General features: G+C 57.6%; 26 protein-coding genes. 20 read left to right on the top strand and 6 right to left on the bottom strand.

The window, feature by feature from the left end; genetic code table 11:
• The first annotated feature begins 118 nt into the window (after positions 1–118).
• The 9 genes from Q0802_RS15385 (at position 119) to Q0802_RS15345 (ending at position 7051) form a co-directional block, all read left to right on the top strand.
• The gene (locus Q0802_RS15385) at positions 119–1651 is read left to right on the top strand and encodes an acyl-CoA carboxylase subunit beta (RefSeq protein ID WP_298919836.1); all 1533 of its coding nucleotides are present in this window, start codon (positions 119–121) and stop codon (positions 1649–1651) included.
• Positions 1652–1773: 122 nt separating this feature from the next.
• Positions 1774–2448, top strand: coding sequence for a hypothetical protein (locus Q0802_RS15380; protein ID WP_298919834.1), 675 nt, complete (start codon positions 1774–1776; stop codon positions 2446–2448).
• Positions 2449–2492: 44 nt separating this feature from the next.
• Positions 2493–2891 (top strand): RidA family protein, encoded by a 399-nt coding sequence (locus Q0802_RS15375; RefSeq protein ID WP_298919832.1) that lies wholly within the window; start codon positions 2493–2495, stop codon positions 2889–2891.
• On the top strand, positions 2888–3286 hold the full coding sequence (locus tag Q0802_RS15370) for a cupin domain-containing protein (RefSeq protein WP_298919830.1): 399 nt from the start codon (positions 2888–2890) through the stop codon (positions 3284–3286). The genes Q0802_RS15375 and Q0802_RS15370 overlap by 4 nt, the downstream gene beginning before the upstream one ends.
• Complete coding sequence (locus tag Q0802_RS15365; protein ID WP_298919828.1) at positions 3283–3666, top strand: DUF6497 family protein; 384 nt, start codon at positions 3283–3285, stop codon at positions 3664–3666. Before Q0802_RS15370 ends, Q0802_RS15365 begins: the two co-directional genes overlap by 4 nt.
• Positions 3667–3880: 214 nt before the next feature.
• Positions 3881–4021: a hypothetical protein gene (locus Q0802_RS15360; RefSeq protein ID WP_298919826.1), complete on the top strand. Its 141-nt coding sequence runs from the start codon at positions 3881–3883 to the stop codon at positions 4019–4021.
• Between the two features lie 66 nt (positions 4022–4087).
• On the top strand, positions 4088–4435 hold the full coding sequence (locus Q0802_RS15355) for a hypothetical protein (protein ID WP_298919824.1): 348 nt from the start codon (positions 4088–4090) through the stop codon (positions 4433–4435).
• Positions 4436–4733: 298 nt separating this feature from the next.
• Positions 4734–4940, top strand: a complete 207-nt coding sequence (locus Q0802_RS15350) for a hypothetical protein (RefSeq protein WP_298919823.1) — start codon at positions 4734–4736, stop codon at positions 4938–4940.
• 110 nt (positions 4941–5050) lie between these two features.
• Positions 5051–7051: an acetyl/propionyl/methylcrotonyl-CoA carboxylase subunit alpha gene (locus tag Q0802_RS15345; protein ID WP_298919821.1), complete on the top strand. Its 2001-nt coding sequence runs from the start codon at positions 5051–5053 to the stop codon at positions 7049–7051.
• 38 nt (positions 7052–7089) lie between these two features.
• On the opposite strand, the gene Q0802_RS15340 is transcribed toward Q0802_RS15345, so the two are convergent.
• Positions 7090–7545, bottom strand: a complete 456-nt coding sequence (locus Q0802_RS15340) for a DUF4174 domain-containing protein (protein ID WP_298919819.1) — start codon at positions 7543–7545, stop codon at positions 7090–7092.
• 99 nt (positions 7546–7644) lie between these two features.
• On the opposite strand from Q0802_RS15340, the gene Q0802_RS15335 reads away from it, so the two are divergent.
• The 7 genes from Q0802_RS15335 (at position 7645) to Q0802_RS15305 (ending at position 14095) form a co-directional block, all read left to right on the top strand.
• Positions 7645–8652, top strand: coding sequence for a hypothetical protein (locus Q0802_RS15335; RefSeq protein ID WP_298919817.1), 1008 nt, complete (start codon positions 7645–7647; stop codon positions 8650–8652).
• Complete coding sequence (scpA, locus tag Q0802_RS15330) at positions 8615–10744, top strand: methylmalonyl-CoA mutase (RefSeq protein ID WP_298919815.1); 2130 nt, start codon at positions 8615–8617, stop codon at positions 10742–10744. Before Q0802_RS15335 ends, scpA begins: the two co-directional genes overlap by 38 nt.
• 165 nt (positions 10745–10909) lie before the next feature.
• Complete coding sequence (locus Q0802_RS15325; RefSeq protein WP_298919813.1) at positions 10910–11527, top strand: VOC family protein; 618 nt, start codon at positions 10910–10912, stop codon at positions 11525–11527.
• A complete protein-coding gene (locus Q0802_RS15320) occupies positions 11524–12000 on the top strand; it encodes a GNAT family N-acetyltransferase (protein ID WP_298919811.1) in 477 nt (158 codons plus the stop codon). Before Q0802_RS15325 ends, Q0802_RS15320 begins: the two co-directional genes overlap by 4 nt.
• A 52-nt stretch (positions 12001–12052) precedes the next feature.
• On the top strand, positions 12053–12733 hold the full coding sequence (locus Q0802_RS15315) for a molecular chaperone DjiA (RefSeq protein WP_298919809.1): 681 nt from the start codon (positions 12053–12055) through the stop codon (positions 12731–12733).
• The gene (locus tag Q0802_RS15310) at positions 12733–13737 is read left to right on the top strand and encodes an endonuclease/exonuclease/phosphatase family protein (RefSeq protein WP_298919807.1); all 1005 of its coding nucleotides are present in this window, start codon (positions 12733–12735) and stop codon (positions 13735–13737) included. The genes Q0802_RS15315 and Q0802_RS15310 overlap by 1 nt, the downstream gene beginning before the upstream one ends.
• Before the next feature lie 37 nt (positions 13738–13774).
• Positions 13775–14095 carry a hypothetical protein gene (locus Q0802_RS15305; protein ID WP_298919805.1) on the top strand — a complete coding sequence of 107 codons (321 nt, stop codon included), beginning with the start codon at positions 13775–13777 and terminating at the stop codon, positions 14093–14095.
• An 8-nt stretch (positions 14096–14103) separates the two neighbouring features.
• On the opposite strand, the gene Q0802_RS15300 is transcribed toward Q0802_RS15305, so the two are convergent.
• The 5 genes from Q0802_RS15300 to Q0802_RS15280 all read right to left on the bottom strand — a co-directional run bounded on the left by Q0802_RS15300 (position 14104) and on the right by Q0802_RS15280 (position 20406).
• Positions 14104–15672, bottom strand: coding sequence for a Ppx/GppA family phosphatase (locus tag Q0802_RS15300; protein ID WP_298919804.1), 1569 nt, complete (start codon positions 15670–15672; stop codon positions 14104–14106).
• A 96-nt stretch (positions 15673–15768) separates the two neighbouring features.
• Positions 15769–17943 (bottom strand): RNA degradosome polyphosphate kinase, encoded by a 2175-nt coding sequence (locus tag Q0802_RS15295; protein WP_298919802.1) that lies wholly within the window; start codon positions 17941–17943, stop codon positions 15769–15771.
• Positions 17944–17983: 40 nt separating this feature from the next.
• Positions 17984–18658, bottom strand: coding sequence for a chromosomal replication initiator DnaA (locus Q0802_RS15290; protein WP_298919800.1), 675 nt, complete (start codon positions 18656–18658; stop codon positions 17984–17986).
• 1 nt (position 18659) lies between these two features.
• Complete coding sequence (locus tag Q0802_RS15285; RefSeq protein ID WP_298919798.1) at positions 18660–19727, bottom strand: AI-2E family transporter; 1068 nt, start codon at positions 19725–19727, stop codon at positions 18660–18662.
• Positions 19728–19890: 163 nt separating this feature from the next.
• The gene (locus tag Q0802_RS15280; RefSeq protein ID WP_298919796.1) at positions 19891–20406 is read right to left on the bottom strand and encodes a fasciclin domain-containing protein; all 516 of its coding nucleotides are present in this window, start codon (positions 20404–20406) and stop codon (positions 19891–19893) included.
• Between the two features lie 252 nt (positions 20407–20658).
• Between Q0802_RS15280 and proS the strand changes: the two genes are divergently transcribed.
• From proS to Q0802_RS15260, 4 genes are all read left to right on the top strand, one after another.
• Positions 20659–22050 carry a proline--tRNA ligase gene (gene proS, locus Q0802_RS15275; protein WP_298919795.1) on the top strand — a complete coding sequence of 464 codons (1392 nt, stop codon included), beginning with the start codon at positions 20659–20661 and terminating at the stop codon, positions 22048–22050.
• A gap of 70 nt (positions 22051–22120) precedes the next feature.
• Positions 22121–22618, top strand: coding sequence for a DUF2937 family protein (locus Q0802_RS15270; protein WP_298919793.1), 498 nt, complete (start codon positions 22121–22123; stop codon positions 22616–22618).
• Positions 22619–22669: 51 nt separating this feature from the next.
• Positions 22670–23956, top strand: a complete 1287-nt coding sequence (locus Q0802_RS15265; RefSeq protein WP_298919791.1) for a lipoprotein-releasing ABC transporter permease subunit — start codon at positions 22670–22672, stop codon at positions 23954–23956.
• On the top strand, positions 23949–24632 hold the full coding sequence (locus tag Q0802_RS15260) for an ABC transporter ATP-binding protein (RefSeq protein ID WP_298919789.1): 684 nt from the start codon (positions 23949–23951) through the stop codon (positions 24630–24632). Before Q0802_RS15265 ends, Q0802_RS15260 begins: the two co-directional genes overlap by 8 nt.
• The last annotated feature ends 2 nt before the right edge of the window (positions 24633–24634 follow it).

Raw genomic sequence — 24634 nt, 5'->3', positions numbered from 1 at the left:
TTTGCAAATTTGCGATTAGCAAATCAAAGATTGCATAAGATTTGCAAATATTCCAATTTCCGCTTCGATCCTCAACCCGGGTTGGGTATGGTCTCTCAGATCAAGCAGCGAGGGTTCCATGAAAGACATTCTCCATCAACTAGAAGAGCGTCGCGAAACTGCCCGTATGGGCGGCGGTCAACGACGAATCGACGCGCAACACGGTCGTGGGAAGCTGACAGCGCGTGAACGGGTGGATCTCTTGCTTGATGAGGGCAGCTTCGAAGAGTTTGACATGTTTGTCACCCATCGCTGCACGGATTTCGGGATGGAGAGCCAGAAGCCTGCGGGCGACGGTGTGGTGACGGGCTGGGGCACCATCAACGGGCGCCTTGTTTATGTCTTCAGTCAGGATTTCACGGTTTTCGGGGGATCGCTTTCCGAAACACATGCTCAAAAAATCTGCAAGATCATGGATATGGCGGTGCAAAACGGTGCGCCTGTTATCGGGATCAATGATTCAGGTGGCGCTCGGATTCAGGAGGGCGTCGCAAGCCTGGCGGGCTACGCCGAGGTGTTCCAGCGCAATATCATGGCCTCCGGGGTCATTCCGCAGATCAGCGTGATCATGGGGCCCTGTGCGGGCGGGGCGGTTTACTCCCCGGCGATGACGGATTTCATTTTCATGGTCAAGGACAGTTCCTACATGTTTGTGACCGGTCCGGATGTGGTCAAAACCGTCACGAACGAACAGGTCACTGCCGAAGAACTGGGCGGCGCAGGCACCCATACAAAGAAATCCTCGGTCGCGGACGCGGCTTTCGAAAACGATGTGGAGGCACTGGCGGAAGTGCGCCGTCTTGTCGACTTTCTGCCCTCCAGCAATCGCGAAAAGCCACCTGTCAGGCCGTTCTTTGACGACCCTGACCGTGCAGAGGCCTCTCTCGATACACTTGTGCCAGAGAATCCGAACACGCCTTATGATATGAAGGAACTGATCCTGAAACTCGGCGATGAAGCCGATTTCTACGAGATTCAGGAGGATTTTGCCAAGAACATCATCACCGGCTTTATCCGGCTTGAAGGTCGCACTGTCGGGGTGGTGGCAAACCAGCCGATGGTTCTGGCCGGGTGTCTGGATATAGACAGCTCGCGTAAGGCCGCGCGTTTCGTCAGATTTTGTGATGCGTTCGAAATCCCGCTGCTGACACTGGTGGATGTGCCCGGATTCTTGCCGGGAACAAGCCAGGAATATGGCGGCGTGATCAAACATGGGGCAAAGCTGCTTTTTGCCTATGGGCAGGCCACTGTACCGATGGTCACGGTGATTACGCGCAAGGCTTATGGCGGCGCTTATGACGTGATGGCTTCCAAACATCTGCGATCAGATTTCAACTATGCCTGGCCCACAGCGGAAATCGCCGTTATGGGCGCAAAAGGCGCGACAGAGATCATTCACCGCGCCGATCTCGGGGACGCAGAGAAGATCGCCCAACATACGGCCGATTACGAATCCCGGTTTGCAAACCCCTTCGTCGCCGCCGAGCGCGGATTTGTGGATGAGGTGATCATGCCGCGCAACACCCGTAAGCGCGTTGCCCGGGCCTTTGCGTCATTGCGCAACAAACAGGCGCAGATGCCCTGGAAAAAGCACGACAACATTCCGCTGTGAAACCTCGGGATATCATAGCGATTTTGGCGGTTTGTTGCGCTATTGGGGGTCCAGTTCTGTGGCTGCAAAAAAAGGCCGAGGCTCAACCACCGCTCATCAACGCAATCGGTGGGAAATGGGCCGTGCATGATCTCGACTGGCACGAGACTGACGGGGCGTGGCGTGTCAGAGCTGTTTTATACCCCAAGCGGGTCAGCTTTGAAGGGGCCACTGCCACGGCCTTGTTGCGCAGTTTTTGTGGTGCGTTGGTGACGGCGCTGCCGGGTAAGCCAACCACGATCTCGCGGCATGAAATCTATAGAACGGACCTCAATGTGTATTTGGAGGAGCGCGATGACCCCGATGCCGAAGCTCTGTTCCCGAGCCTGATTCCCGTTCCGGTTCGGGAGGGCACCTGCATCTCCAATGCGGAAACTGTGATTTACCACCCGACCTATCCCGGTGCTTTGGCCGGATGGGAGCCAACTGAGGCGAGCGTTGTTGAGATCGAAGGCAAGGCGCACCTGAACATTGTCTTCGAACCCGTTGAATCGTTTGAACCCGAGTTGGCGGAGTTCTCGTATCAGAAGGCTTGTCAGGCGGTTCTGGAAGATCCTTTGGTCACCGCAGCCGCACTCCCGAAAAGGCTACGGTCCAAGGTGCCGGAAAAAGGAACGGGCCCGCTGTTTGTTACGGCCCGCGTGTCGAAACAGGTGGGAAGCAAATGGTTTGGTTTTGCGACGCATCGGTCAAACCGGCTTGGATTTATTGTCTCCTCCGGCGCATGCGTGCCCATGCAGGATGGTAGCGCGACATGACGTGGGCACATCACATGACCATGAACTGTCAGCGGGTGCGTTGAATGCCACTTTTTCACAACTTTAAGGACGCGCCGTCCCATGTCGCCCCTTTCTCCCATGCCGTTGAGGTAGGTGGATGGGTCATGTTGACAGGGCAGATGCCGACGGTGCCGGGCGCGCCGGATGCACCATTGGCCAACGGCATTGAAGGGCAGACACGACAAGTCATGGAAAACCTGAAGATCGTTTTGGCCGGGCTCGATCTGGACCTCAGCGATGTGATGCAATGCCGATGCTATCTCACCGCCTTCGAACGAGATTACGACGCCTTCAATGTCATCTACAAGAGCTACTTCCCGGCCGACCGGTTGCCCGCGCGTACGACCATCGGGGTGACGGCGTTGGCGGTGGGTGCCTTGGTTGAGATTGATTGCCTTGCCCGCAGGCGGGAGGTCGAATGACACGCCTCTGGGAAAATCAGGCGTTCACGATCGCACATGCAGATCGTGACAGCTTTGAAGGCAAAGGATTGCGCTCGTTTTTCGAGTATCGCGATCTGGGGATATCTGCTGCCACAAAAGGCGCATTTGGTGCGCATGTGATCCGTGCCGTGCCGGGCATGGAAAGCCCTGCCCAGTGGCACAGCCATGCTCTTGATTTTCAGATGGTCTACGTTACCCGAGGCTGGGTTGTGTTCGAATATGAGGGGAGCGGCGAACATACCCTCAAGGCAGGGTCTTGTGTCTTGCAGCCGCCCGGGATCAAGCATCGGGAGTTGCGTCACTCAGATGATCTTGAGCTGCTTGAGGTGATTTCACCCGCTGAGTTCGAGACTCGGGAGGAAAATGCCCCATGAGCTTTGCGGCCACGCTTGCCTTTGTTGCCCACGCTGCTGTCCTGCCGGTGACCGATGTGCCTTCGGGTCAGCCGGTAGAACTCTACGAAGTGCTGATTGACGAGGTTGGAACAGAAACCTGGCTGCGATTTCGGTTTCTGGCTCCGGAAATCGCCCGCGACACCGGCAGCATCAGTTTTGCGCAGGCCGAGTCGGATCTTGAGCATTTGTGCGTCGAGGTTGCTCTGCCATACCTCACCGAATTTGATCTGAGGCCGCAAATTGTTGCCGTCACTTTATTGGACCGCCCCGTTGAATTTGGACAGTCTGATCCGAAGGCGACGCAGTTCATCGATGTGTTTCGGGTTTCTTCCGGAAGTTGTGTTTGGGAGGGATTATGACGCAGTCTCAATATGCTGCAGGGCGACGTGAAGGTCGGCGAAAGTTCGCGACCCGGCACCCACAATGCATCGCGCCGCAGACGTTAACATTTCCATTGGCGCGCAACCTGCCTATGATGATGTTGGAGGTGCCGTGGGGCAACCTCAGAAAAGAACCGGTCCAAAGTCGGATTTTATCACGGCGGACCAGCACTGAAAGTGACAGGAGATACAGATGTCCAAGAGCATCAAACTGTTGGCGACTTTGGGCCTTTTTGCCCTCGTGGCTGCTTGCTCGCATGATGAGGAAGAATTCGTCGTGGTCGATCCGGAGCCGATCTCGACAGAGCCGACTTACACCGGCAAATACAAGTAATGCTGAGGCGGGATGGGTCTTTGGGCCCATCCTGACCTTACAAACCCCCTTGCAACGGGGGGTAGGATGCTAAAGCACCGCGGATTTCCCGGCCGATTGGCGGGAACAGATTTTCAGTTCACACTTCGCAGGTTCAACCCACGCGGTGTTACCCCGCTGACCGAACGTGCCCGGTTCAAAGACCGCAAACCGGCGGATCGTCGGGCAGATGCGGCGTTCTTTCAGGCGCTTTGGGAGCACTTCGGATCAGAGCCCTTTGAGCGGGGCAATCTGGATGCCGGACGGCTGTCCTGGCTCTTTGGTCGCGAAGTGATTCCGGCGGAAGACCCTTTTGATCCCGCGGATTACGCGGCGCTCCTGGTGATTGACGAAAGGGTTGCCCGACAGTCCTTTCCAGAGGCTTTTGAGGGGTGATCGGCATGTTTTCGCCCGAAATAGGCCGCTACCGGCGGTCGATGGCCCATAAAGGGGCGCTTGCAGGAAAAGGGCTGGATTATTCAACCCATGCGGGTATTGTTAATTCTGCAGTCACACGCGAATATCCCCGCACCGTGTCTGTGTACACTATTCGTACCCCTTCCCCTGGCGGGCAGTGCGACGCGTTGGCGTCATCACTGCCCGCCTTTTTCTTGGGTCACGACATGGTGACGGAACCAGGGTTTCAGCGGCGCGTTCCCTTCGCAGATGTGCTCAGAAGCAGAGGAAATCGTAGATGTCGATCAAAGGTCTCTTATTCGCTGCAACCGCCTGTGCGAGCCTCGCAGCCTGTGGTGATACACTTGGCGAACAAGCTGTTGGTGGGGCGGCCATTGGCGCCGGCACTGCAATTGTCACCGGCAGCAGCGCGCTGCAGGGGGCAGCGCTCGGTGCTGCGGGCAATGTTGCCTACTGTCAGCTTTACCCCGGCAAATGTAACTAAACTCACTTCGCCGACTAAATTGCGCAAAATCTCCGCCGCGTCTGCTTGTCATGCGCGGCGGTTGTTTTGCGCTGCTCAAAGTTCTCAATGCATTTCCAGAAGGTCCCATCATGTTCAATAAGATCCTGATCGCCAATCGGGGCGAAATTGCCTGCCGCGTCATCAAGACTGCCCGCAAGATGGGCATTCAAACGGTGGCGATTTATTCGGATGCAGATAAACAGGCGCTGCATGTGCAGATGGCGGATGAGGCAGTGCATATTGGGCCGCCTCCTGCGAACCAATCCTACATTGTGATCGACAATGTGATGGCGGCGATCAAATCCTCAGGGGCTGAGGCCGTCCATCCCGGGTATGGTTTTCTGTCAGAGAACGCGAAATTTGCAGAGGCTCTTGCAGAAGCTGGCGTCGCCTTCGTCGGCCCCCCCAAAGGCGCGATTGAAAAGATGGGGGACAAGATCACCTCCAAGAAAATCGCCCAAGAGGCCGGCGTTAGCACCGTCCCCGGCTACATGGGGCTGATCGAGGACGCAGATGAGGCGGTAAAGATTTCCAATGAGATCGGCTATCCGGTGATGCTTAAAGCCTCCGCAGGCGGTGGCGGCAAGGGCATGCGGATTGCCTGGAATGACGCAGAGGCGCGCGAGGGCTTCCAGTCCTCCAAGAATGAGGCGGCGAGTTCTTTCGGCGATGACCGGATTTTCATCGAGAAATTTGTCACCCAGCCCCGGCACATCGAAATTCAGGTGCTCTGTGATGCGCATGGCAATGGCATCTATCTGGGTGAACGGGAGTGTTCGATCCAGCGGCGCAATCAAAAGGTTGTCGAAGAAGCGCCGAGCCCGTTTCTTGACGAGGCGACCCGCAAGGCGATGGGAGAGCAGGCCGTCGCCCTTGCGCAGGCCGTGGGCTACACCTCTGCTGGGACGGTGGAGTTTATCGTGGATGGCGACAAGAATTTCTATTTCCTGGAGATGAACACACGCCTTCAGGTGGAGCATCCGGTCACCGAGCTGATCACGGGCGTTGATCTGGTGGAACAGATGATCCGCGTGGCAAATGGAGAAGAGCTGTCGATCACACAGGCGGATGTGAAACTGAACGGCTGGGCGATTGAAAACCGGCTTTATGCGGAAGACCCTTACCGCGGGTTTCTGCCCTCCATCGGACGTCTGACACGCTACCGCCCGCCTGCGGAAGTCACCGAAACGACGCATGTGGTGCGCAATGACACCGGTGTTTATGAGGGCGGCGAGATCAGCATGTATTACGATCCGATGATCGCCAAGCTTTGTACCTGGGCGCCGACGCGCGGTGAAGCGATTGAACGCATGCGGGTGGCGCTGGACAGTTTTGAAGTGGAAGGGATCGGCCACAATCTGCCCTTCCTCTCTGCGGTCATGGATCACCCGAAATTCGTCTCAGGCGATATAACAACGGCTTTCATCACCGAAGAATACCCTGATGGGTTCAACGGTGTGAGTTTGGATGATGTGGAATTGCGTCGGATTGCAGCGGCCTGTGCGGCCATGCACCGGGTTGCCGAGATACGCCGCGCGCGGGTTTCGGGGCGGATGGACAATCACGAACGCAAAGTGGGTACAGAGTGGAACGTCGCACTCCAGCAGCAATCATATGACATGACCATTGCGGCTGACCAGGAAGGCTCAACCGTGACATTTGCAGACGGGACCGTATTGCGTGTCAGCGGTGCCTGGACCCCTGGCGACCAACTGGCGGAAATGACCGTGGCAGACGCGCCGCTGGTATTGAAAGTCGGCAAGATCAGCGGTGGTTTTCGGATCAGGACACGCGGGGCTGATATGAAAGTGCATGTGCGCACGCCGCGACAGGCTGAACTGGCGCGCAAGATGCCCGAAAAACTGCCCCCCGACACGTCCAAGATGCTGTTGTGCCCAATGCCGGGCTTGATCGTGAAATTGGATGTGGCCGTTGGGGATGAAGTGCAGGACGGTCAGGCGCTCTGCACGATCGAAGCCATGAAGATGGAGAATATTCTGCGCGCAGAACGCAAAGGTGTTGTCTCGAAAATCAACGCTTCGGCGGGTGACAGCCTCGCCGTGGATGACGTTATTCTGGAGTTTGAATAAGCCTAAATGCGTCGCCCCGCAGACATATCGCTTGGGCGCTATCGCCCGATTGCGCGCTCTTTCTGCTCGCGGATTTCACGCTGCCGCATCGGCATCTTGTCGATGCTGCGGGAGATTTCGCGCACATCCCACGGAAAGGGTTTGCGCAACTTCACACCGCCGTCTTTGCCGATAATGACCAGCATAAACCCGCGCGGCCGCAACTTGCGCCGTAAATCCGACATCACATCGGGGCTGGTATCAGTGATCACAACAACGTCGCGCGCGTCCAGTTCTTCTGCGCGCTCGCGCAGCAATCTGGTTTGTTCGATGTATGCTGGGTTGTCCTCGCTGTCGGCAAAGACAACAACGGGGCGTTTTTTCCACTTAAATTGCTTTAAATCGACGTCTTCCATCGTCACAAACAGCGTTTCTGCCAGATCAGGTTCGGCCGTTTGGGCCATCGTCGCGTTCGCGAAAAAGCACGCCAGAACAAGGGGTAATATCTTTTTCATCACATCTCCTGCTCTGTCCAATATAAGGCGCTGTTCAGGATATGCGATGGGGAATGCGCGCATATTTACCATTAAAATTGCATCAAGGGGTTGGGTGCTATGACGCTGGCTATCCCCTCTTTCAGGCCGGTCGGGGCGGTCGCTGCACATTGGGTCAATTGCGTCATGGACGTTATTCTGCACATTGGTGCTCACCGCACCGGAACAACGAGTTTTCAAGATTACATGCGCCGTCATACTGAGCCGCTTGCGGCGATGGGTGTCGGGTTCTGGGGACCGGGGCGCACCCGTCGCGGGTTGTTTTCGGGTTTGGTTCCGAAAGACGAGGTTTGCACGGGCAGGGACCTGCGCAGGCAGGCTGAAGGGCGGGTTCAGCTGCAATTGGCCGGGGCACGCGCAAGGGGGTTGAGCACTCTCGTTGTCAGCGACGAAAACATGATGGGCTCGGTACGTGAAAACCTGCGCAGCGGATCGCTTTACCCCGGTATCGGCGAGCGAATGACGCGCTTCGCCCGCGCGTTTGAGGGGCAGGTTTCGACAATCATGATTTCCGTGCGCAGTCTCGAACTCTATTGGAGCTCTGCGCTGTCTTTTGGCGTTGCACGGGGTTACCCCGTCCCGGACCGTGAAAAACTTCGGAAGATCGCGCAATCGCGGCGCGGCTGGCGGGATGTGGTGACAGACCTGGCCAGTGCCGTGCCCGAGGCCGATATCAGGGTAATGCCCTTCGAAAAGTTCTGCGGTCGGCCTGAAGTGCAATTGAGCAGAGGGACAGGCGTATTGGCACCCTTTGACACGGATCGACATTGGTTGAACCGCAGTCCGACTTTGGCCGAACTGCGCCGCGTTCTGGATGAACGCGGCGACGGCGGCAACATTCTGCCCTTTGGCATGGGGCGGTGGAACCCCTTTACACCCGAAGATCATGGCGCGCTGCGCGAGGTCTTTGCAGACGATATGATGTGGCTGATTTCCGGTGCTGACGGGCTGGCCACGCTGACAGAGGATCACGACCGGAAAAGAGCAGGGAAAACCTTGCCATCCGGTGCACAGATAAAAGGACATGGGCATGAGCTCGAAGAAAGACAAATGGCGCGACCTGGCTAAGGCGGAACTGCGGGGCAGATCACTGGATGACCTGACGTGGCAGACCTTGGAGGGTATTGCTGTTCAACCGGTCTATACGGCGGAAGATACCGCTGAACTTGACCATTTGGGCGGCATTCCGGGCGAGGCGCCTTATACGCGCGGGGTCAAGGCCACCATGTATGCCGGCCGTCCCTGGACCATTCGCCAATATGCAGGGTTTTCCACCGCCGAGGAAAGCAACGCATTCTACCGCCGTGCGTTGGCCGCGGGTCAGCAGGGCGTATCAGTCGCCTTCGATTTGGCAACGCACCGCGGCTATGACAGCGATCATCCGCGAGTCGAGGGCGACGTGGGCAAAGCCGGTGTCGCCATCGACAGCGTAGAGGATATGAAAATCCTCTTCGACGGCATCCCGCTCGACAAGGTTTCCGTTTCCATGACGATGAATGGCGCAGTCATTCCGATCCTCGCCAGTTTCATCGTCGCAGGTGAAGAGCAGGGACACGACAAATCCGTTTTGTCAGGCACCATTCAGAACGACATTCTCAAGGAATTCATGGTGCGCAACACCTATGTGTATCCGCCGGAACCTTCGATGCGCATCGTGGCGGACATCATCGAATATACCTCTGACACCATGCCAAAATTCAATTCAATTTCGATTTCGGGCTATCACATGCAGGAAGCTGGCGCGAACCTCGTGCAAGAACTGGCATTCACACTGGCGGACGGCCGGGAATATGTGCGCACAGCGATTGCGCGGGGCATGGATGTGGATAAATTCGCCGGGCGATTGTCGTTTTTCTTTGCCATCGGGATGAATTTTTTCATGGAAGCGGCAAAGCTGCGCGCAGCACGTCTGCTTTGGTCGCGCATCATGGCGGAGTTTGAGCCTAAAAACCCTAAATCTTCGATGTTGCGCACGCATTGCCAGACATCGGGTGTCAGTTTGCAAGAGCAGGATCCTTATAACAACGTGATCCGCACGGCGTATGAGGCGATGAGCGCTGTACTGGGGGGGACGCAATCCCTGCACACAAATGCGCTTGATGAAGCCATCGCGCTGCCCACGGAAAATTCCAGCCGAATAGCGCGCAATACCCAGTTGATTTTGCAGGAAGAAACCGGTGTGACCAATGTTGTCGATCCTCTGGCGGGTTCCTATTACGTCGAAAAGCTGACCGCTGATCTGGCTGATGCCGCCTGGAAGTTGATCGAAGAGGTTGAAGAGATCGGCGGTATGACCAAAGCGGTGGCCTCCGGTATGCCCAAGCTACGCATCGAGGAAGCGGCGGCCCGGCGTCAGGCTGGTATCGACAGAGGGTCGGAAGTGATCGTTGGCGTCAACAAGTACCGCCGGGACCGCGAAGACCTGATTGATATTCTCGATATCGACAATGCGGCCGTTCGTGACAGCCAAATTGCCCGGCTTGAAAAGATTCGTGCCAGTCGCGACGAGGCGGCCTGCGCGCAGGCTTTGACGGAACTGACACGTCGCGCGTCCGAAGGCGGCAATCTTTTGGAGGCAGCAGTCGAAGCTGCACGCGCGCGCGCCACAGTGGGAGAGATCAGCATGGCAATGGAAAAAACCTTTGGCCGCCACCGTGCGGAGGTCAAAACGCTGGCCGGTGTCTACGGCGCGGCGTATGAGGGCGACGAAGGATTCGCCGCGATCCAGAAATCCGTCGAGGAATTTGCCGAGGCCGAAGGGCGCAGACCCCGCATGCTGGTTGTCAAAATGGGGCAGGACGGGCATGACCGCGGCGCCAAGGTCATCGCGACGGCTTTTGCTGATATTGGCTTTGACGTGGACGTCGGGCCGCTCTTTCAGACCCCGGCGGAAGCAGCTCAGGACGCGGTGGACAACGATGTGCACGTGATCGGGATCAGTTCGCAAGCTGCTGGCCACAAGACTCTCGCGCCACAGTTGGTGGCCGCATTGAAAGACGCGGGCGCGGAGGACATTCTGGTCATCTGCGGCGGTGTGATCCCTCAGCAGGACTATCAATTCCTCTACGATGCAGGTGTGAAGGCCATTTTTGGCCCCGGCACGAATATCCCGAATGCGGCGCAAGACATCCTGAAGCTCATTCAAGATGCGCGGAGCTGACAACCAAATCTGCTGTTTGCCTGTCTACCTGTCGTGCGCCAATGCGATTGACGGAATTATTGGTGGTTTTGTGAACGGGTCCGCGGGGGCGATTTCGGGCTATCAATTGGTCTGGAACAAGTATTCTATCGGGTCGCGCAGGTTGAACAGCGAGGACGACCGTAAATGATGCAACTCGACCATCTGGCCGTCGCGGGCGAGACCTTGGCAGAGGCTTGCAAGCACGTAGAGCAGTCTTTGGGGGTGAAGATGCAACCGGGTGGGCGACATGCGGTTTTCCATACGCATAATGCGCTTCTGGGTCTGGAGGGGGGCCTCTATCTGGAAGCTATTGCCATTGACCCGTCGGCACCCCAACCGCAGCGACCCCGGTGGTTTGACCTTGATCGGTTCGAAGGTCCCGCGCGTCTGACGAACTGGATCTGCCGGTCGGAAGACATGGAACGCACGCTTGCCGATCTTCCCAAGGGTCTGGGCGCACCGGTGGCCCTCAGTCGGGGGGATTTGCGTTGGCGCATGGCCGTTCCGGGATCGGGTTTGTTGCCTTACGACAATTGTGCCCCGGCGCTCATCCAATGGGAAACGCCAACACATCCCGCGACTTTACTAGTGCCATCGGAGGTGCGCTTGATGCGGCTGACGATCCGACACCCCGAGGCGGAGGCAATCAAGGCAAGCTTTGAACCTTTCCTTTCCGACGACCGTATCAGCTATGAGGTCGGCCCCGTTGGTCTTCTGGCCGATTTCGACACCCCCCACGGACCTCGGGTTTTGGGCGGATGATCAGAGCTGCATTGGACAGTGACGCCCAAAACATAACGGCCCTTTGGAACACTATGATTCGGGACAGCCTGTCCACTTTTACGACGCTCGAAAAGACGCCGGATGACATTCTGGACCTGATCGAGAAAAGGAGGGGCGCGTTTCTGGTCGCGGAAGTGGCAGATCAATTTGCCGGGTTTGTAACCTTCGGCGGGTTTCGGTCCGGACCCGGATATGCAGCGACTGCGGAGCACACCATTCTGGTGACACCACAAACACAAGGCCAGGGTGTGGGGCGCGCCTTGATGAAGGCTGCCGAAACGGCTGCGCGGGCAAGTGGCACGCATGTGATGATTGCCGGTATCAGCCACACCAACGTCTCCGCCCAGACATTTCACCGCCGATTGGGGTATTCGGAGGTCGGACGCTTGCCTGAGGTTGGGCGCAAGGCGGGGCGGTGGCTTGATCTGGTCTTGATGCAGAAAGTGCTGTGATGCGACGCTTCATCCGCTGACATGCCCGCACGCAACAGATAAGGTCTGCGCCATGTCAATCTGGTCACGTATTTCCGAAGCGCTCTCTGCGCTGACTGCCGGTGAAGGCCTGTCGCAGGTTTTCGACCGCCTGCGCTCTCCGCCCGAGCGGTCGGTCGCCTTTGCCATTGCCGTGGTAGCTTTGGGTGCGAAAATGGCGAAGGCGGACGGACAAGTCACGCGTGACGAGGTAACTGCTTTCCGCGAAGTCTTTCATATTGCTGCGAAAGATGAAGCAGGGGCCGCAAAGGTCTTTAATCTCGCCCGTCAGGATGTGGCGGGTTACGAGGATTACGCCAAGCGTATTAAAACGATGTTTTCCTCCCAGCCTGAAACCCTGCGCGACCTGCTGGAAGGGTTGTTTCACATTGCCGTGGCCGATGGCGTTTATCACCCGAATGAAGATGTCTTTCTGGAGCGGGTGACTGAAATTTTCGAATTGCCGCAATCGGATTTCAACGCGTTGCGCATGCGTTTTGCACCGGATGTGCAACAGGATCCCTACACCGTTCTGGGTGTCACGCCGCAAACACCCGTCGCCAAGATTCGCAAGACCTGGCGCAGATTGGTGCGCGAAAACCATCCCGACGCGATGATGGCGCGTGGCGTGCCCGAAGAAGCTATGCAACTAGCGCAAAAACGCATGGCCGATATCAACCGCGCCTGGGACGAGATTGAAAGCGCGCAGAGTTGATGCGCCTGGCGACGTACAACGTCGAATGGTTCACAAACCTGTTTGACCGGGAAGATCGCTTGTTGCCTGATGGCGGATGTTCCGCGCGTTACAAGGTGACCCGTGCACAGCAGGCAGAGGCTCTGGGCGTGGTCTTCCGTGCGATGGATGCCGATGCGGTCATGATCATCGAAGCGCCGGATGCAAATGGTCGTCGTAGCACCGTTACGGCGCTGGAGAATTTTGCGGCGCATTTTGGATTGCGCGCCCGGTCCGCCGTGATGGGTTTCATGAATGATACGCAGCAGGAAATTGCTCTGCTCTATGATCCGGACGCCCTTTCCGCGCGCCACGCGCCGCAATCGGGCACCGTTGATGTGCCGCGTTTCGATGGTGTTTTCGAGATCGATCTGGACGTGGATGCAACAAAAGACCGCGTCAGTTTTTCCAAACCGCCGCTGGAACTGGATGTGGAAACCAAAAGCGGATTTCTTTTTCACATCATCGGTGCGCACCTGAAATCAAAAGCTCCGCATGGTGCGCGCGATGACGCCCACGCCATGAAACTTGCCATCGCGAACCGGCGGAAGCAACTCGCACAATCCATCTGGTTGCGGGCCAGAATTGATCAGCACCTGGGGCGCGGCACCGCGCTGATGGTCATGGGCGATTTGAACGACGGTCCTGGTCTCGATGCCTTTGAGGGGCTCTTTGGCCGGTCGTCGGTTGAGATTGTGATGAATGGTGCGGCAGGTGATCTTTATGATCCACATGCGCGGCAAGCTTTGACCCATCGAATGGGGGCCGCACCGACCTCGGCGCGCTTCTGGATCAAGCACGAGAAACGGTATCTGCAGGCGTTGTTGGATTACATCATGGTGACGCCGGAATTGAAGGGGCGAGATGCGTCATGGCGGATCTGGCATCCCACGGATGACCCTGTGTGTTGGGAAAACCCAACATTGCGTGATGCGTTGCTGACAGCCTCCGATCATTTCCCGGTGACCCTTGATCTCGACATCTGACCTCGAAGAATCGCGGTTTTGTGACTATATTGATCACATGAGACATGTTTTTGCGCCTTTGATCGCTTTGTGCTTCGGTGCCGGAATGCTTGCGGCGCAGGAGGACGACGCGCCATCCATGATGGAGCGTGGGGCACAGCAATTTCTTGAGGGGTTGCTTCTGGAGATGGAACCGGCGCTGGAAGGCATGCGGGGGTTCATCGACGAAATGGGACCGGCCTTGACCAAGCTGATGGGCGAGATCGAAGACTGGTCGGTCTATGAGGCCCCTGAAATCCTGCCAAACGGTGACATCATCATCCGCCGGAAACCTGACGAGCTGCCCGATGCTGAAGTGTCGCCGCAAATCGAGCTATAGACGCCCCGTCAGCGCAGCTTTTTAATCTCGACTTCCGCGTCCAGCGATGAGGCGAGCGACATCAAGCGCGCTTCGGCGACTTCTCCGAAAAGTGGCACCATGTCGGGTGTCAGGCGCAGTTGCAACTGGCGTTTCTTGGGGAACCAGCGCAGGGTGCCGCGTTCGGCGTCCTGCGTCATCCAGAGCATGGCCCCGAAACGCATGGCTTTGCCGAGAATTTCCGCCTCCAGTTTTGTCTTGTCGTCAATCAGATCGTAAAGTTCCTCAAAGCGCGTCCCTTGCCGTTTGTTGGAATAGCGATGCAGCAGGGCGAGTCCCAAAAAGACACGTTCGGAATGTTTGAGTCCACCGAGGTTGGCCCGTGTGGCATTGTCAAAACAGGTCTCTGCCCGATAATCGGGATGCGCACGCCAACTGACGTCATGCAATAGACAGGCGGCCTTGATCAGGCGTCGTCGCGGCGGAGGGGCAGATTTGAAAATCGGGTGAATGAAGGCATATAGCGATTTGCCGAAACCGGGCATGCGCGCGTCCTTGGCCTCCGCAAATCGGCAGGATTCAATCAGCGGATCCCTGTCACGCAGCCGTTGTGGCATCTGCTCGTAGAGCATGCCTTCACGGATGCCATAGCTTGAGATGGCAATGTCTTTCGGCTTGAAGATTTTCACCAGACGGCTGAGCACCTCTGCGGCGAGAGGCACAAGGCTCATCCGGGCGGCAGAAATTCCGCAGGCGCCACGCAATTCGTCAATATCCGACTGCTGGATGTATTTGACGGTCGCGCTGACGGACCGCGCCGTCATGCGGTATTCATGCAGGACGTGCAGCGGGTAGCCCCGGCGCAGCATATCGATCCGGGCGATCGCCCGCCATGAGCCGCCAACCAGAAACAACCTGTCAGGCTGCGGCCCCATCGCGTCGTGCAGCCTGTTCATGGTTTCCTTGATGTGCACCTGTCGGCCCTTTTTGCCGCCCTTGATTTCACGCAGCTTCAAAGGACCGAGTGAGGAGGTCACGCGGCGCCCGACACGCCCGTCCGATATCTCGGCAAGCTCCATCGACGAGCCCCCAATATCGCATACCAGCCCATAGGATCCGGGCCAGCCGAGCAGAACGCCCTGCGCCGAAAGCCGGGCCTCTTCTTCACCATCTATGACCCAGATGCGCAAGCCGGTTTCACGTTTGACTTCATCACAAAAGGCCGGTCCGTCGCTGGCGTCACGCACCGCCGCCGTGGCCACAACCGTCAACTCAGGCAGCCCCATGCCCTGCGCGAGATGTTGAAACCGGCGCAAAGCACTCAATGCGCGCACACGTCCCTGAGGATTCAACACGCCGCTGTCTGATAACCCTGCACCCAAGGCGCACATGATTTTCTCGTTATAGAAATAGGCGGGTGACCGTGCGGCCCCGTCAAAAACCACCAGACGCACAGAGTTAGAGCCCACATCGACCACGCCGACCCTGGACAAGGCGCGCGCGCTTGGGTCCTCGAACAGGGGTCTGCCGAAAAAACCCACATCAGGGTGCGTGCCATCCGGCGCTCTCGGCGCAGAAATTTCGCTTGGTAGGCTCATGCAGGCATCCAGTCGATTTCGCAGTCACCCTGAGCAATATTTTGACACGGGTCAATCCATGTAGGTCCAGATTTCCAACACCTGGTCCGCCGTTCGTCAGTCCTCGGTGTGCGTGAGCTTGGGCACGTCTGATGCGCCAGCAGACCCGCGCCCTGATAGCGAGGGGTTTTCCATGAAAAACCGGTGGCAGTTGAACGCAAACGCCCCTTCGGGCAAAGGCGGTCGTTCGAAGGTGCCATCTGGCCCCATGACCCAGCTTTGCGCCACATCGGCGAGGTTTGCTGCCATGATCTGACTGACGATCTGGGCCTTGACCGTGGCGTTCTCTATTTCCACCAGCGTTTCGACCCGGCGGTTGAGATTACGCCCCATCCAGTCGGCAGAGGAAATAAATACGCGCGCTTTCTTGTGGGGCAACCCATGACCATTGCCGAAACAGACGATACGGGAGTGTTCGAGGAACCGGCCAACAATGGATTTGACGCGGATCGTGTCGCTGAGGCCCGCAACACCGGGGCGCAATCCGCAAATGCCGCGGATCACGAGGCTGATCTTCACGCCAGCCTGGCTTGCGGCGTAAAGCGCGTTGATGACCTCGCTGTCGATCAGCGAATTCATCTTGGCCCAGATCGCGGCGGGCTTGCCCGCTTTTGCATGCGCGGCCTCCGCGGCGATCAATTCGAGCAGTCGCGGCTTCAGGGTGGTGGGCGAAATAGCAAGATTGTCCAGGCTGTCAGGTTGTGCATAACCTGACAGGTAGTTGAACACCTTGGTGGCATCGCGCCCGAGCCGCTGATCGCAGGTAAATAACGACAAGTCGGTGTAAATACGCGCTGTGATCGGGTGATAATTGCCCGTGCCATAGTGTGTATAGGTCACCAGTTGATTGCCTTCGCGCCGCACAACGGTGGAAATCTTGGCGTGGGTCTTGAGGTCGAGAAACCCATAGACCACATGCGCGCCTGCGCGTTCCAACCTGCGTGACTGTCGGATGTTGGCGGCCTCGTCAAAGCGCGCCTTGAGCTCGACCAGTGCCGTAACCGATTTGCCGTCCTCTGCCGCTTCACAAAGGGCCTCGACAATCGGGCTGTCACGGGACGTGCGATAGAGCGTCTGCTTGATCGCCACGACCTGCGGATCCCGGGCGGCCTGTTGCAGGAAACGGACCACCATATCAAAGGTTTCATAGGGGTGGTGCAGCAGCATATCCTTGGAGCGGATGGCCGCCAGCATATCGCCGTCGTGATCGGTGACACGTTCCGGCACGCGCGGAGTGAACATGGGCCACAAAAGATCGGGGCGGCTGTCCAGAACCAATTCCTTGAGGTCGGCGGAGCCAATCATACCGTCGATCTCGATCACTTCTTCGAGGTCGACATCAAGCTCTTCCATGATCACGGCCTTGAGTTTTTCCGGCGCGCCCGCCGAATGGGTCAGCCTGACCACCTCGCCTCTGCGGCGGCGTTTGAGCGCCACCTCGAACTCCCTCACGAGGTCTTCGGCTTCTTCCTCGACTTCCAGATCGCTGTCCCGCAACACCCGGAACTCGAAATGCGCCTTCAGTTTATAGCCGGGGAAAAGGCCCGCAATGTTGAGCACAAGTAGCTCTTCCAGAGGCAGGAACCGGAAGTTCCCATCTTCTGCGGGCAGGGCGATGAAGCGGTCGATCTGGGCCGGAATGGGCAGTAAGGCCTGCAAAGGGCGCTTGTCGGAGCTACGTTCCAGCTGAAGCGCCAGCGCGTAGCCGGTGTTGGGGATGAAAGGGAAAGGGTGCGCGGGATCAATCGCCAATGGGGACAGAACCGCGAAAACCTGCGTCAGGAAAACATCCTCAAGATAGGTTTTGTCCGCATCCGTCAGGTCGTCACGTCGCAGCACGGAGATGTTTTCCGCTTCCATTTCTTTGAGCAGAGTGACCAACACGCGCTGTTGGGTGACCATCAGTCGACGGGCGTTCTCGTCAATCAGCGCCAGTTGCTCCGCAGGGCTCAATCCGTCGGCGGCGGGTGTCGTGTTTCCGGCCTGTGCCAACTCGCGCAGACCCGCGACCCGAACGGTGTAAAACTCATCGAGATTGGTGGCGGAAATTGACAGGAAACGTAATCTCTCCAGCAAAGGAACGCGGGGATTTTCGGCTTCTTCGACAACCCGCCAATTGAAGCCCAGCCAGCTCAGTTCGCGATTAAAAAACCGCGCCGGTCCCTCTGTATCGAGATCGGACATTTCTGTTGCAGGTGGAAATTTGGACGTCAGGAAGTCGGCTTGTGTCATGCGGCCCTTGTGGTCGAAATGTATGAATGGCGTGTGACAATTATCGCGCGCTCTTTACCTCATTGTCCAGCAAGCTTGCGGCAAGTACCCGTGATATCGGGCGTTTTTGCGCCAATGACGCTGTGTCCAGGCGATCAACCAGGTCGCGGGCCGCGGCAAATGACCTGTCCATACGGGTGATCAGATAGGGAATGAGGTCGCGTTTCGGGGTGAGCTGCCTGTCCGCAAAAAGCTTGGCCAGAATTGCCGCGAGCAGCGTGTCATCGGGCAACTCAAGAGAGGCACTTGGCGCTGCGGCAACGCGACTGGCCAGATCAGGCAAGGTGATCCCCCAGTCGCGCACGGCACCACGTCCGGTCAATAGCAGCGCCTTGTCTTCTGCCAGAACCAGATTGTGAAGGTGAAAAAGGGCGTTCTGTTGGTCCGCGTCGCCTGCAATTTCGGGGACGTCTTCCACGACGATTGATCTCTGTGCCAGCACTGGAATATCGGCTTCATTCAGATCGAGGCTTGATATGATCTTCGCCTTCGCCTTGGTGGCCCAGACATGCGCCAGATGGGTCTTGCCTGATCCTTCGGGGCCGGTCAGAACAAGTTTGCCAGCAGGTGCGGCTTCGATCATGGCGACGGCAACGGCGTTGGATGGCGCAACCATGAAATCTGCGCGTCCCAGCGCCGGGACGCTTGGCAAGTCGAAGCTCAGCTGTTCTGGCATGTCAGCCCTCGTCGCGATCCGAAAGGCCGCGATACAGCAGGGATTGCTTGTATTGCGCGATCCCGAAGCGTGCGACGACGCCGATGGCCGCAGCAACCGGAACGGCCACCAACATGCCGACAAATCCGAAAAGCGCGCCGAATACCGATAGGGCGAAGATGAGCCAGACAGGATGCAAACCGACAGAACTGCCCACAAGTTTGGGTGTCAGGATATTGCCTTCGACCACCTGCCCGATCACGAAAACCCCTCCGACAAGACCAATGGAAACCCAGTCGCCCCAGAACTGGAAGAGCGCCAGACCAATGGCCAGAACGCCACCGATCAGCGCGCCAAGGTAGGGAATAAAGGTGACCAGCCCGGCGACAAAGCCAACAACGAGGCCGAACTGTAAACCAACAAGCATCAATGCAATCGCATAGTAGCTGCCCAGTATCAGGCAGACCGTCCCCATGCCCCGGATAAAAGAGGCAAGCGTCGCATCGATGTCTTTTGCCAGCATCCGGATGGTATTGCGATGATCACGGGGTAACAGCTCGTCGATGCGGGCGACCATACGGTCCCAATCAAGCAGGAGGTAAACCGAGACGACCGGAACGACGACAAGCAAAACCACCACGTTCAGAAGGGATGCGACCGAACTCAGTGCAGTTTGCAGGACTTCGGCACCGCGATTCTGGACCGTCTCCCCCAAAGTGTTGATGGATTGCCGCAGTGTCGAGCTCTCGTCGAGCAGGGAAGGGAACCGTTCCGTCAGGAAGGTGGAGATGCTCTTGGCATAGTCGGGAGCGACATTGAACAGTTGCAGGGCCTGACTTGCGAGCGTTGGAATGACCAGAAGCGCCATCAGCACAAAGACCAGGAGGCCTGCAATGGTGATCAGGCCGGTTGCGGCAATGCGGCTTAGCCCAAGATTTTCCAGCCGGTCGGCAACTGGATCAAGGAAGTAGGCAATGGCCCCTCCCAGCACAAAGGGCAAAAGCACGTGACCCAGCGACCATAGGACGATCAGAAAAACCGCCGTGGCGATTCCCCAATAGGTCATCTGTTTGTGTACGGGCAGGGCCATCGAGCGCTCCGAAAATCTGATGCCCCTGTGACATCGCCCATGCGCGCTGCTGTTTCAAGCGAATTGAGGCCTGATTACGCGCCCGGGGCGGTGCCGCGCCAATTGACGATGCAAAAAAAAGGGCCCCGCAACGCGAGGCCCTGAAATGGAATTGTTGATGGATCTAGTGGCAGGCTGGGCGCGTCCCAGGCAGCAGCACCTTGTCGACCACATGGATCACACCATTGTCGGCTTCGATATTCGCGATGACGACGGTGGCTGTCTCCCCTGTCCCATCGGCAATGGAGACGCCATCAGAGCCTTTGCTGATGCACAGGCGTTCGGAGGCGAGGACAGGCTTGAAATAGTTCGATCCGTTCGGGATCATTTCCGCCGTCAGTTTGCGGTCATCGACATGATAGAGCAGAACGTCGGTCAACTGACCTTTGTTTTCAGGCTTCAGAAGTGTTTCCACAGTACCTTCCGGCAGGGCGGCGAAAGCATCATTGACAGGCGCGAAAACGGTGAATGGTCCGGGGCCTTGCAGTGTCTCGACGAGGCCAGCGGCGGAAACGGCTGCCACAAGTGTGGAGAAGCGTTCATCACCGGAAGCGATTTCGACAATGTCGGCTGCTTTGGCGGCCGTTCCGAATGTCAGTGCCGTAGCTGTGATCGCGACGATCTTGCGAAAAGTTGTCATGTTTCATACCTTCGTTGTGTGCATCCATGCCTTTTGACATGTGAAAAAGGTACGGAGGGACGCGGGCGATGGATCACATCGCTCGCGTTTCCGTGAACATCTCTCTGAAAATCTGTCACAGTCCCAATGGATCGTGCATGACCTCTTGCGGATCGCAAGTTTCAGCGGCTTTCCGGCAATATTGCCTGATTGCGGGTCGCCGTCGTTTGTCATAGTCAGGCCCAATGAGGATTTTGACCGAAGGACTTATCCATGCGCCTGAGCCGCTATTTCCTGCCCGTACTGCGTGAAAACCCTGCTGAGGCGCAGATTGTGAGCCACCGCCTCATGCTGCGTGCGGGCATGATCAAGCAGAATGCGGCCGGGATCTATTCGTGGCTGCCGCTTGGCTTCAAGGTGCTGCGCAAGCTTGAAAACATCGTACATGAAGAACAGGTGCGCGCGGGTCACATTCCGATGCTGATGCCGACCCTGCAATCGGCGGATTTATGGCGCGAAAGCGGTCGCTATGATGCCTACGGGCCGGAAATGTTGCGTATTCGGGACCGTCAGGACCGTGACATGCTCTACGGTCCGACCAACGAAGAGATGATTACGGATATTTTCCGCAGCCATGTGGGTAGTTACAAAGACCTGCCGATGACGCTCTACCACATTCAGTGGAAATTCCGCGATGAAATGCGCCCGCGTTTCGGCGTGATGCGGGGGCGCGAATTTTTCATGAAAGACGGATACAACTTTGATCTGACCAAGGAAGACGCGCTGCACGCCTACAATCGCCATTTGGTCAGCTACCTGCGTACCTATGAGCGCATGGGGCTTCAGGCCATTCCGATGCGCGCGGATAGCGGACCCATTGGCGGGGATGACACCCATGAATTCCTTGTGCTGGCCGATACCGGAGAATCAGAAGTTTTCTACGACAGCGCCGTGACCGATTTGAGTTTCGGAGACCGCGACATCGACTATGACAGTGTCGAGCAATGCGCCGGTGTGCTTGAGGAATTCACGTCGAAATACGCGCGTACGGATGAAACCCATGATGAGGTGTTGTTCAATGCCATCCCCGAAGAGCGGCGCCGCACCGCACGTGGCATCGAAGTGGGGCAGATTTTCTATTTTGGCACCAAATATTCTGATGCGATGGGGGCAACGGTTCAGGGACCGGACGGCAAAGCCACGCCGGTCCATATGGGCAGCCACGGCATCGGTGTAAGCCGGCTGGTTGGGGCGATCATCGAGGCCAGCCATGATGACAAAGGGATCATCTGGCCCGAAGGCGTGACACCCTATCACTGTGGCATCGTCAACTTGAAGCAAGGTGACGCCGAAGCGGATGCCGCCTGCGAAAGCCTCTATGCCAGCCTGCAGGCGCTGGGGCTGGAGCCGCTTTACGATGATCGCAACGAACGCGCGGGCGGTAAATTCGCGACAATGGACCTGATTGGCCTGCCCTGGCGCATCACCGTCGGGCCGCGTGGTCTGAAGAACGGCGTCGTCGAAGTCACCAGTCGCCGGACAGGCGAGAGCGAGGAACTGCCGCCTGAGCAGGCAATCAAGAAGATCGCCGATGTTTATAACGGCCACACAGCCAGCGAACATGTGCCGATGATGGGCAACAGGTCCTTTCATACCTACATCTGAGGCTTTGCTGGTTCTGCGCTCTCTGCTATGATTTGCGTCGTGCTGCCGGGGGGTGAGCAGGAGCGCAGATATGATCCTTCGCAGTTTGGCATTGGCCGCCGGAATTGCCGGTGCCTTTGGGGCAGCGCAATTCCCCGCATATTCGCAACAATATTTGCAACGTCTTGGAGGAGCTGTCGACGCTCTGGAGCAGGTGGTCGCTGAATTTGATGCATCCGCTGCTGCCGTGGGTCTGACCCGACAAGAGGCCTTGACGCAAATGCGCGGTACGGCCTTCGTCGAACGGCGTCGCGCAGACATGACGCGCGCAATCAGGCGGTATGAGATTCTGCAAGCAGATTTTTCAGCGCTGACGGGGAAAGGCCCGTTCATGCGGGCATATCATGTGGGCCACCTGTCAGATGCGGAGATTGCGCGGGGCACCTGGGCGGCTTTCCAACCGGCTTTTCCCATGACATTGGCCACATTGCTCTTTGCGTTGGCCGGGTTTATCACATCGGCGCTTGGATTTGGCGCACTTCTGGCGGTTCTGCGATGGCCGGTGCGCCGCAAGCTAAAGCTTGCTTGACGCTCTGTCGTCAAAGCCTCAGGTTGCAGCCAAATCTACGCAGGACGACATATGGCCAGTTCACCACCGCCTTTCGCCTATTTTGAATGGATGATTGCCTGGCGTTACCTGCGGGCGCGCCGCGCAGAGGGCGGCGTCAGCGTGATGACCTGGATCAGTCTGATCGGGATAACGCTGGCAGTATTTGCCCTGATCGCAACGCTTGCTGTGAGGTCGGGTTTCCGGGCCGAGTTCGTGGACACCATTCTGGGCGCAAATGCGCATGTCACGGTTTACTCGCTGGGCGAGGTGACCCCCCGGGGCCGCGTTGACCGCACTATCAAGAATTACGAAGAGATCGCCGCCCGTGTCGCCGCTGTGCCGGGTGTGACACGCGCGGCCCCGCTGGTGCGCGGTCAGGTGATGGCCGCCTTTCAGGGCAGCAACGCGGGTGCTGAAATCTACGGGATCGCGCCCGCCGATCTGATGACGTTGCCACGCATCGTGAACCCGGACGCCTCCATCGGGGACCTCAGCAGATTTGAAGAAGGGATCGCGCTCGGGTCCGGCATAGCGCGGGAATTGGGCGTGGGGCTTGGCGATAAGGTCAAGATCATCTCACCCAACGGCGTGAAAACCGCGTTCGGAACGTCGCCGCGTGTAAATGCCTATGAGGTGACCTACATCTTTACGGCCGGACGTTACGATATTGATCGGACACGGGCGTATCTGCCAATATCAGACGCTCAATCATTCTTTAACCGAGAAGGCTTAGCCGACGAACTTGAAGTTATGGTTGAGGAACCTGACTCGGTCGAAAAACTGGCGCCAGCCCTGTTGCAGGCCGCTGGCGAACGCGGGCAAATCTGGACGTGGCGCGATGCGTCGGGTAGTTTTCTGCGCGCTCTTGAGGTTGAGGACAACGTGATGTTCATCATCTTGTCGATCCTCGTATTGATCGCGGCGATGAACATCGTTTCTGGTTTGATCATGCTGGTCAAAAACAAGGGAGGCGATATCGGCATCCTGCGCACCATGGGACTGTCGCAAGGGTCGATCTTGCGCGTGTTCTTCATTTGCGGCGCCTTCACCGGCATTATCGGCACCGTGTTCGGGGTCATTCTGGGCTCACTCTTCGCGCTCTATATCGACCCGATATTTTCATTTGTGAATGTCCTGATGGGTGGCGGCGTATGGGATCCGTCTATTCGCGGTATCTACGCGCTACCCGCAGAGTTACACCTTGACGATGTGTTGTCTGCAATCGCCCTGTCTTTGGGTTTGTCATTCATTGTCACGATCTTTCCCGCCCGACGGGCCGCGCGGCTGAACCCTGTAGAAGCTTTGCGTTATGAGTGACCCCGTGCTGACGCTTAGTGGGATTGAGAAGTCCTACAATCTTGGTTTGCCAAATGAGGTCCGTGTCTTGCGCGGGATTGACCTGACCGTGGAGCGAGGGGAAGTCGTGGCCCTTGTCGCCCCTTCAGGTGCGGGGAAATCCACGTTGCTGCACATCGCCGGGTTATTGGACACCGCGGACAAGGGCCGCGTGGAAATTGCCGGTGCCGACATGACCGTTTTGTCCGACAACAGACGCACCGCAGCGCGGCGCACGGATGTTGGTTTTATCTACCAGTTCCATCATTTGCTGCCCGAGTTTTCAGCTCAGGAAAACATTGTGCTGCCGCAGCTTGCCAATGGTGCCTCACAATCTGTCGCACAGCGCCGTGCGCAGGAACTGCTGGCCAGTGTCGGGGTCGCTGAGCGTGCCGCTCATCGGCCTGCGGCCCTGTCGGGCGGCGAACAGCAACGCGTCGCATTTTGTCGGGCCCTGGCAAATGAACCGAAACTGCTGCTTGCTGATGAGCCGACAGGCAATCTTGATCCGGCCACCTCGGATCAGGTCTTTGCCACTCTTATAACCCTGGTACGGGCTACCGGGCTCTCCGCGCTCATCGCGACGCACAATCTGGATCTTGCTGCGCGTATGGACCGTCAAATCCGTCTTGATGCGGGTCAGCTGGCATCAATCTGATA

The organism is uncultured Roseobacter sp. (assembly GCF_947495275.1).
In the GTDB taxonomy this organism is placed as follows: Bacteria; Pseudomonadota; Alphaproteobacteria; order Rhodobacterales; family Rhodobacteraceae; genus Roseobacter.
This window is presented reverse-complemented; position numbering and strand designations above follow the sequence as displayed.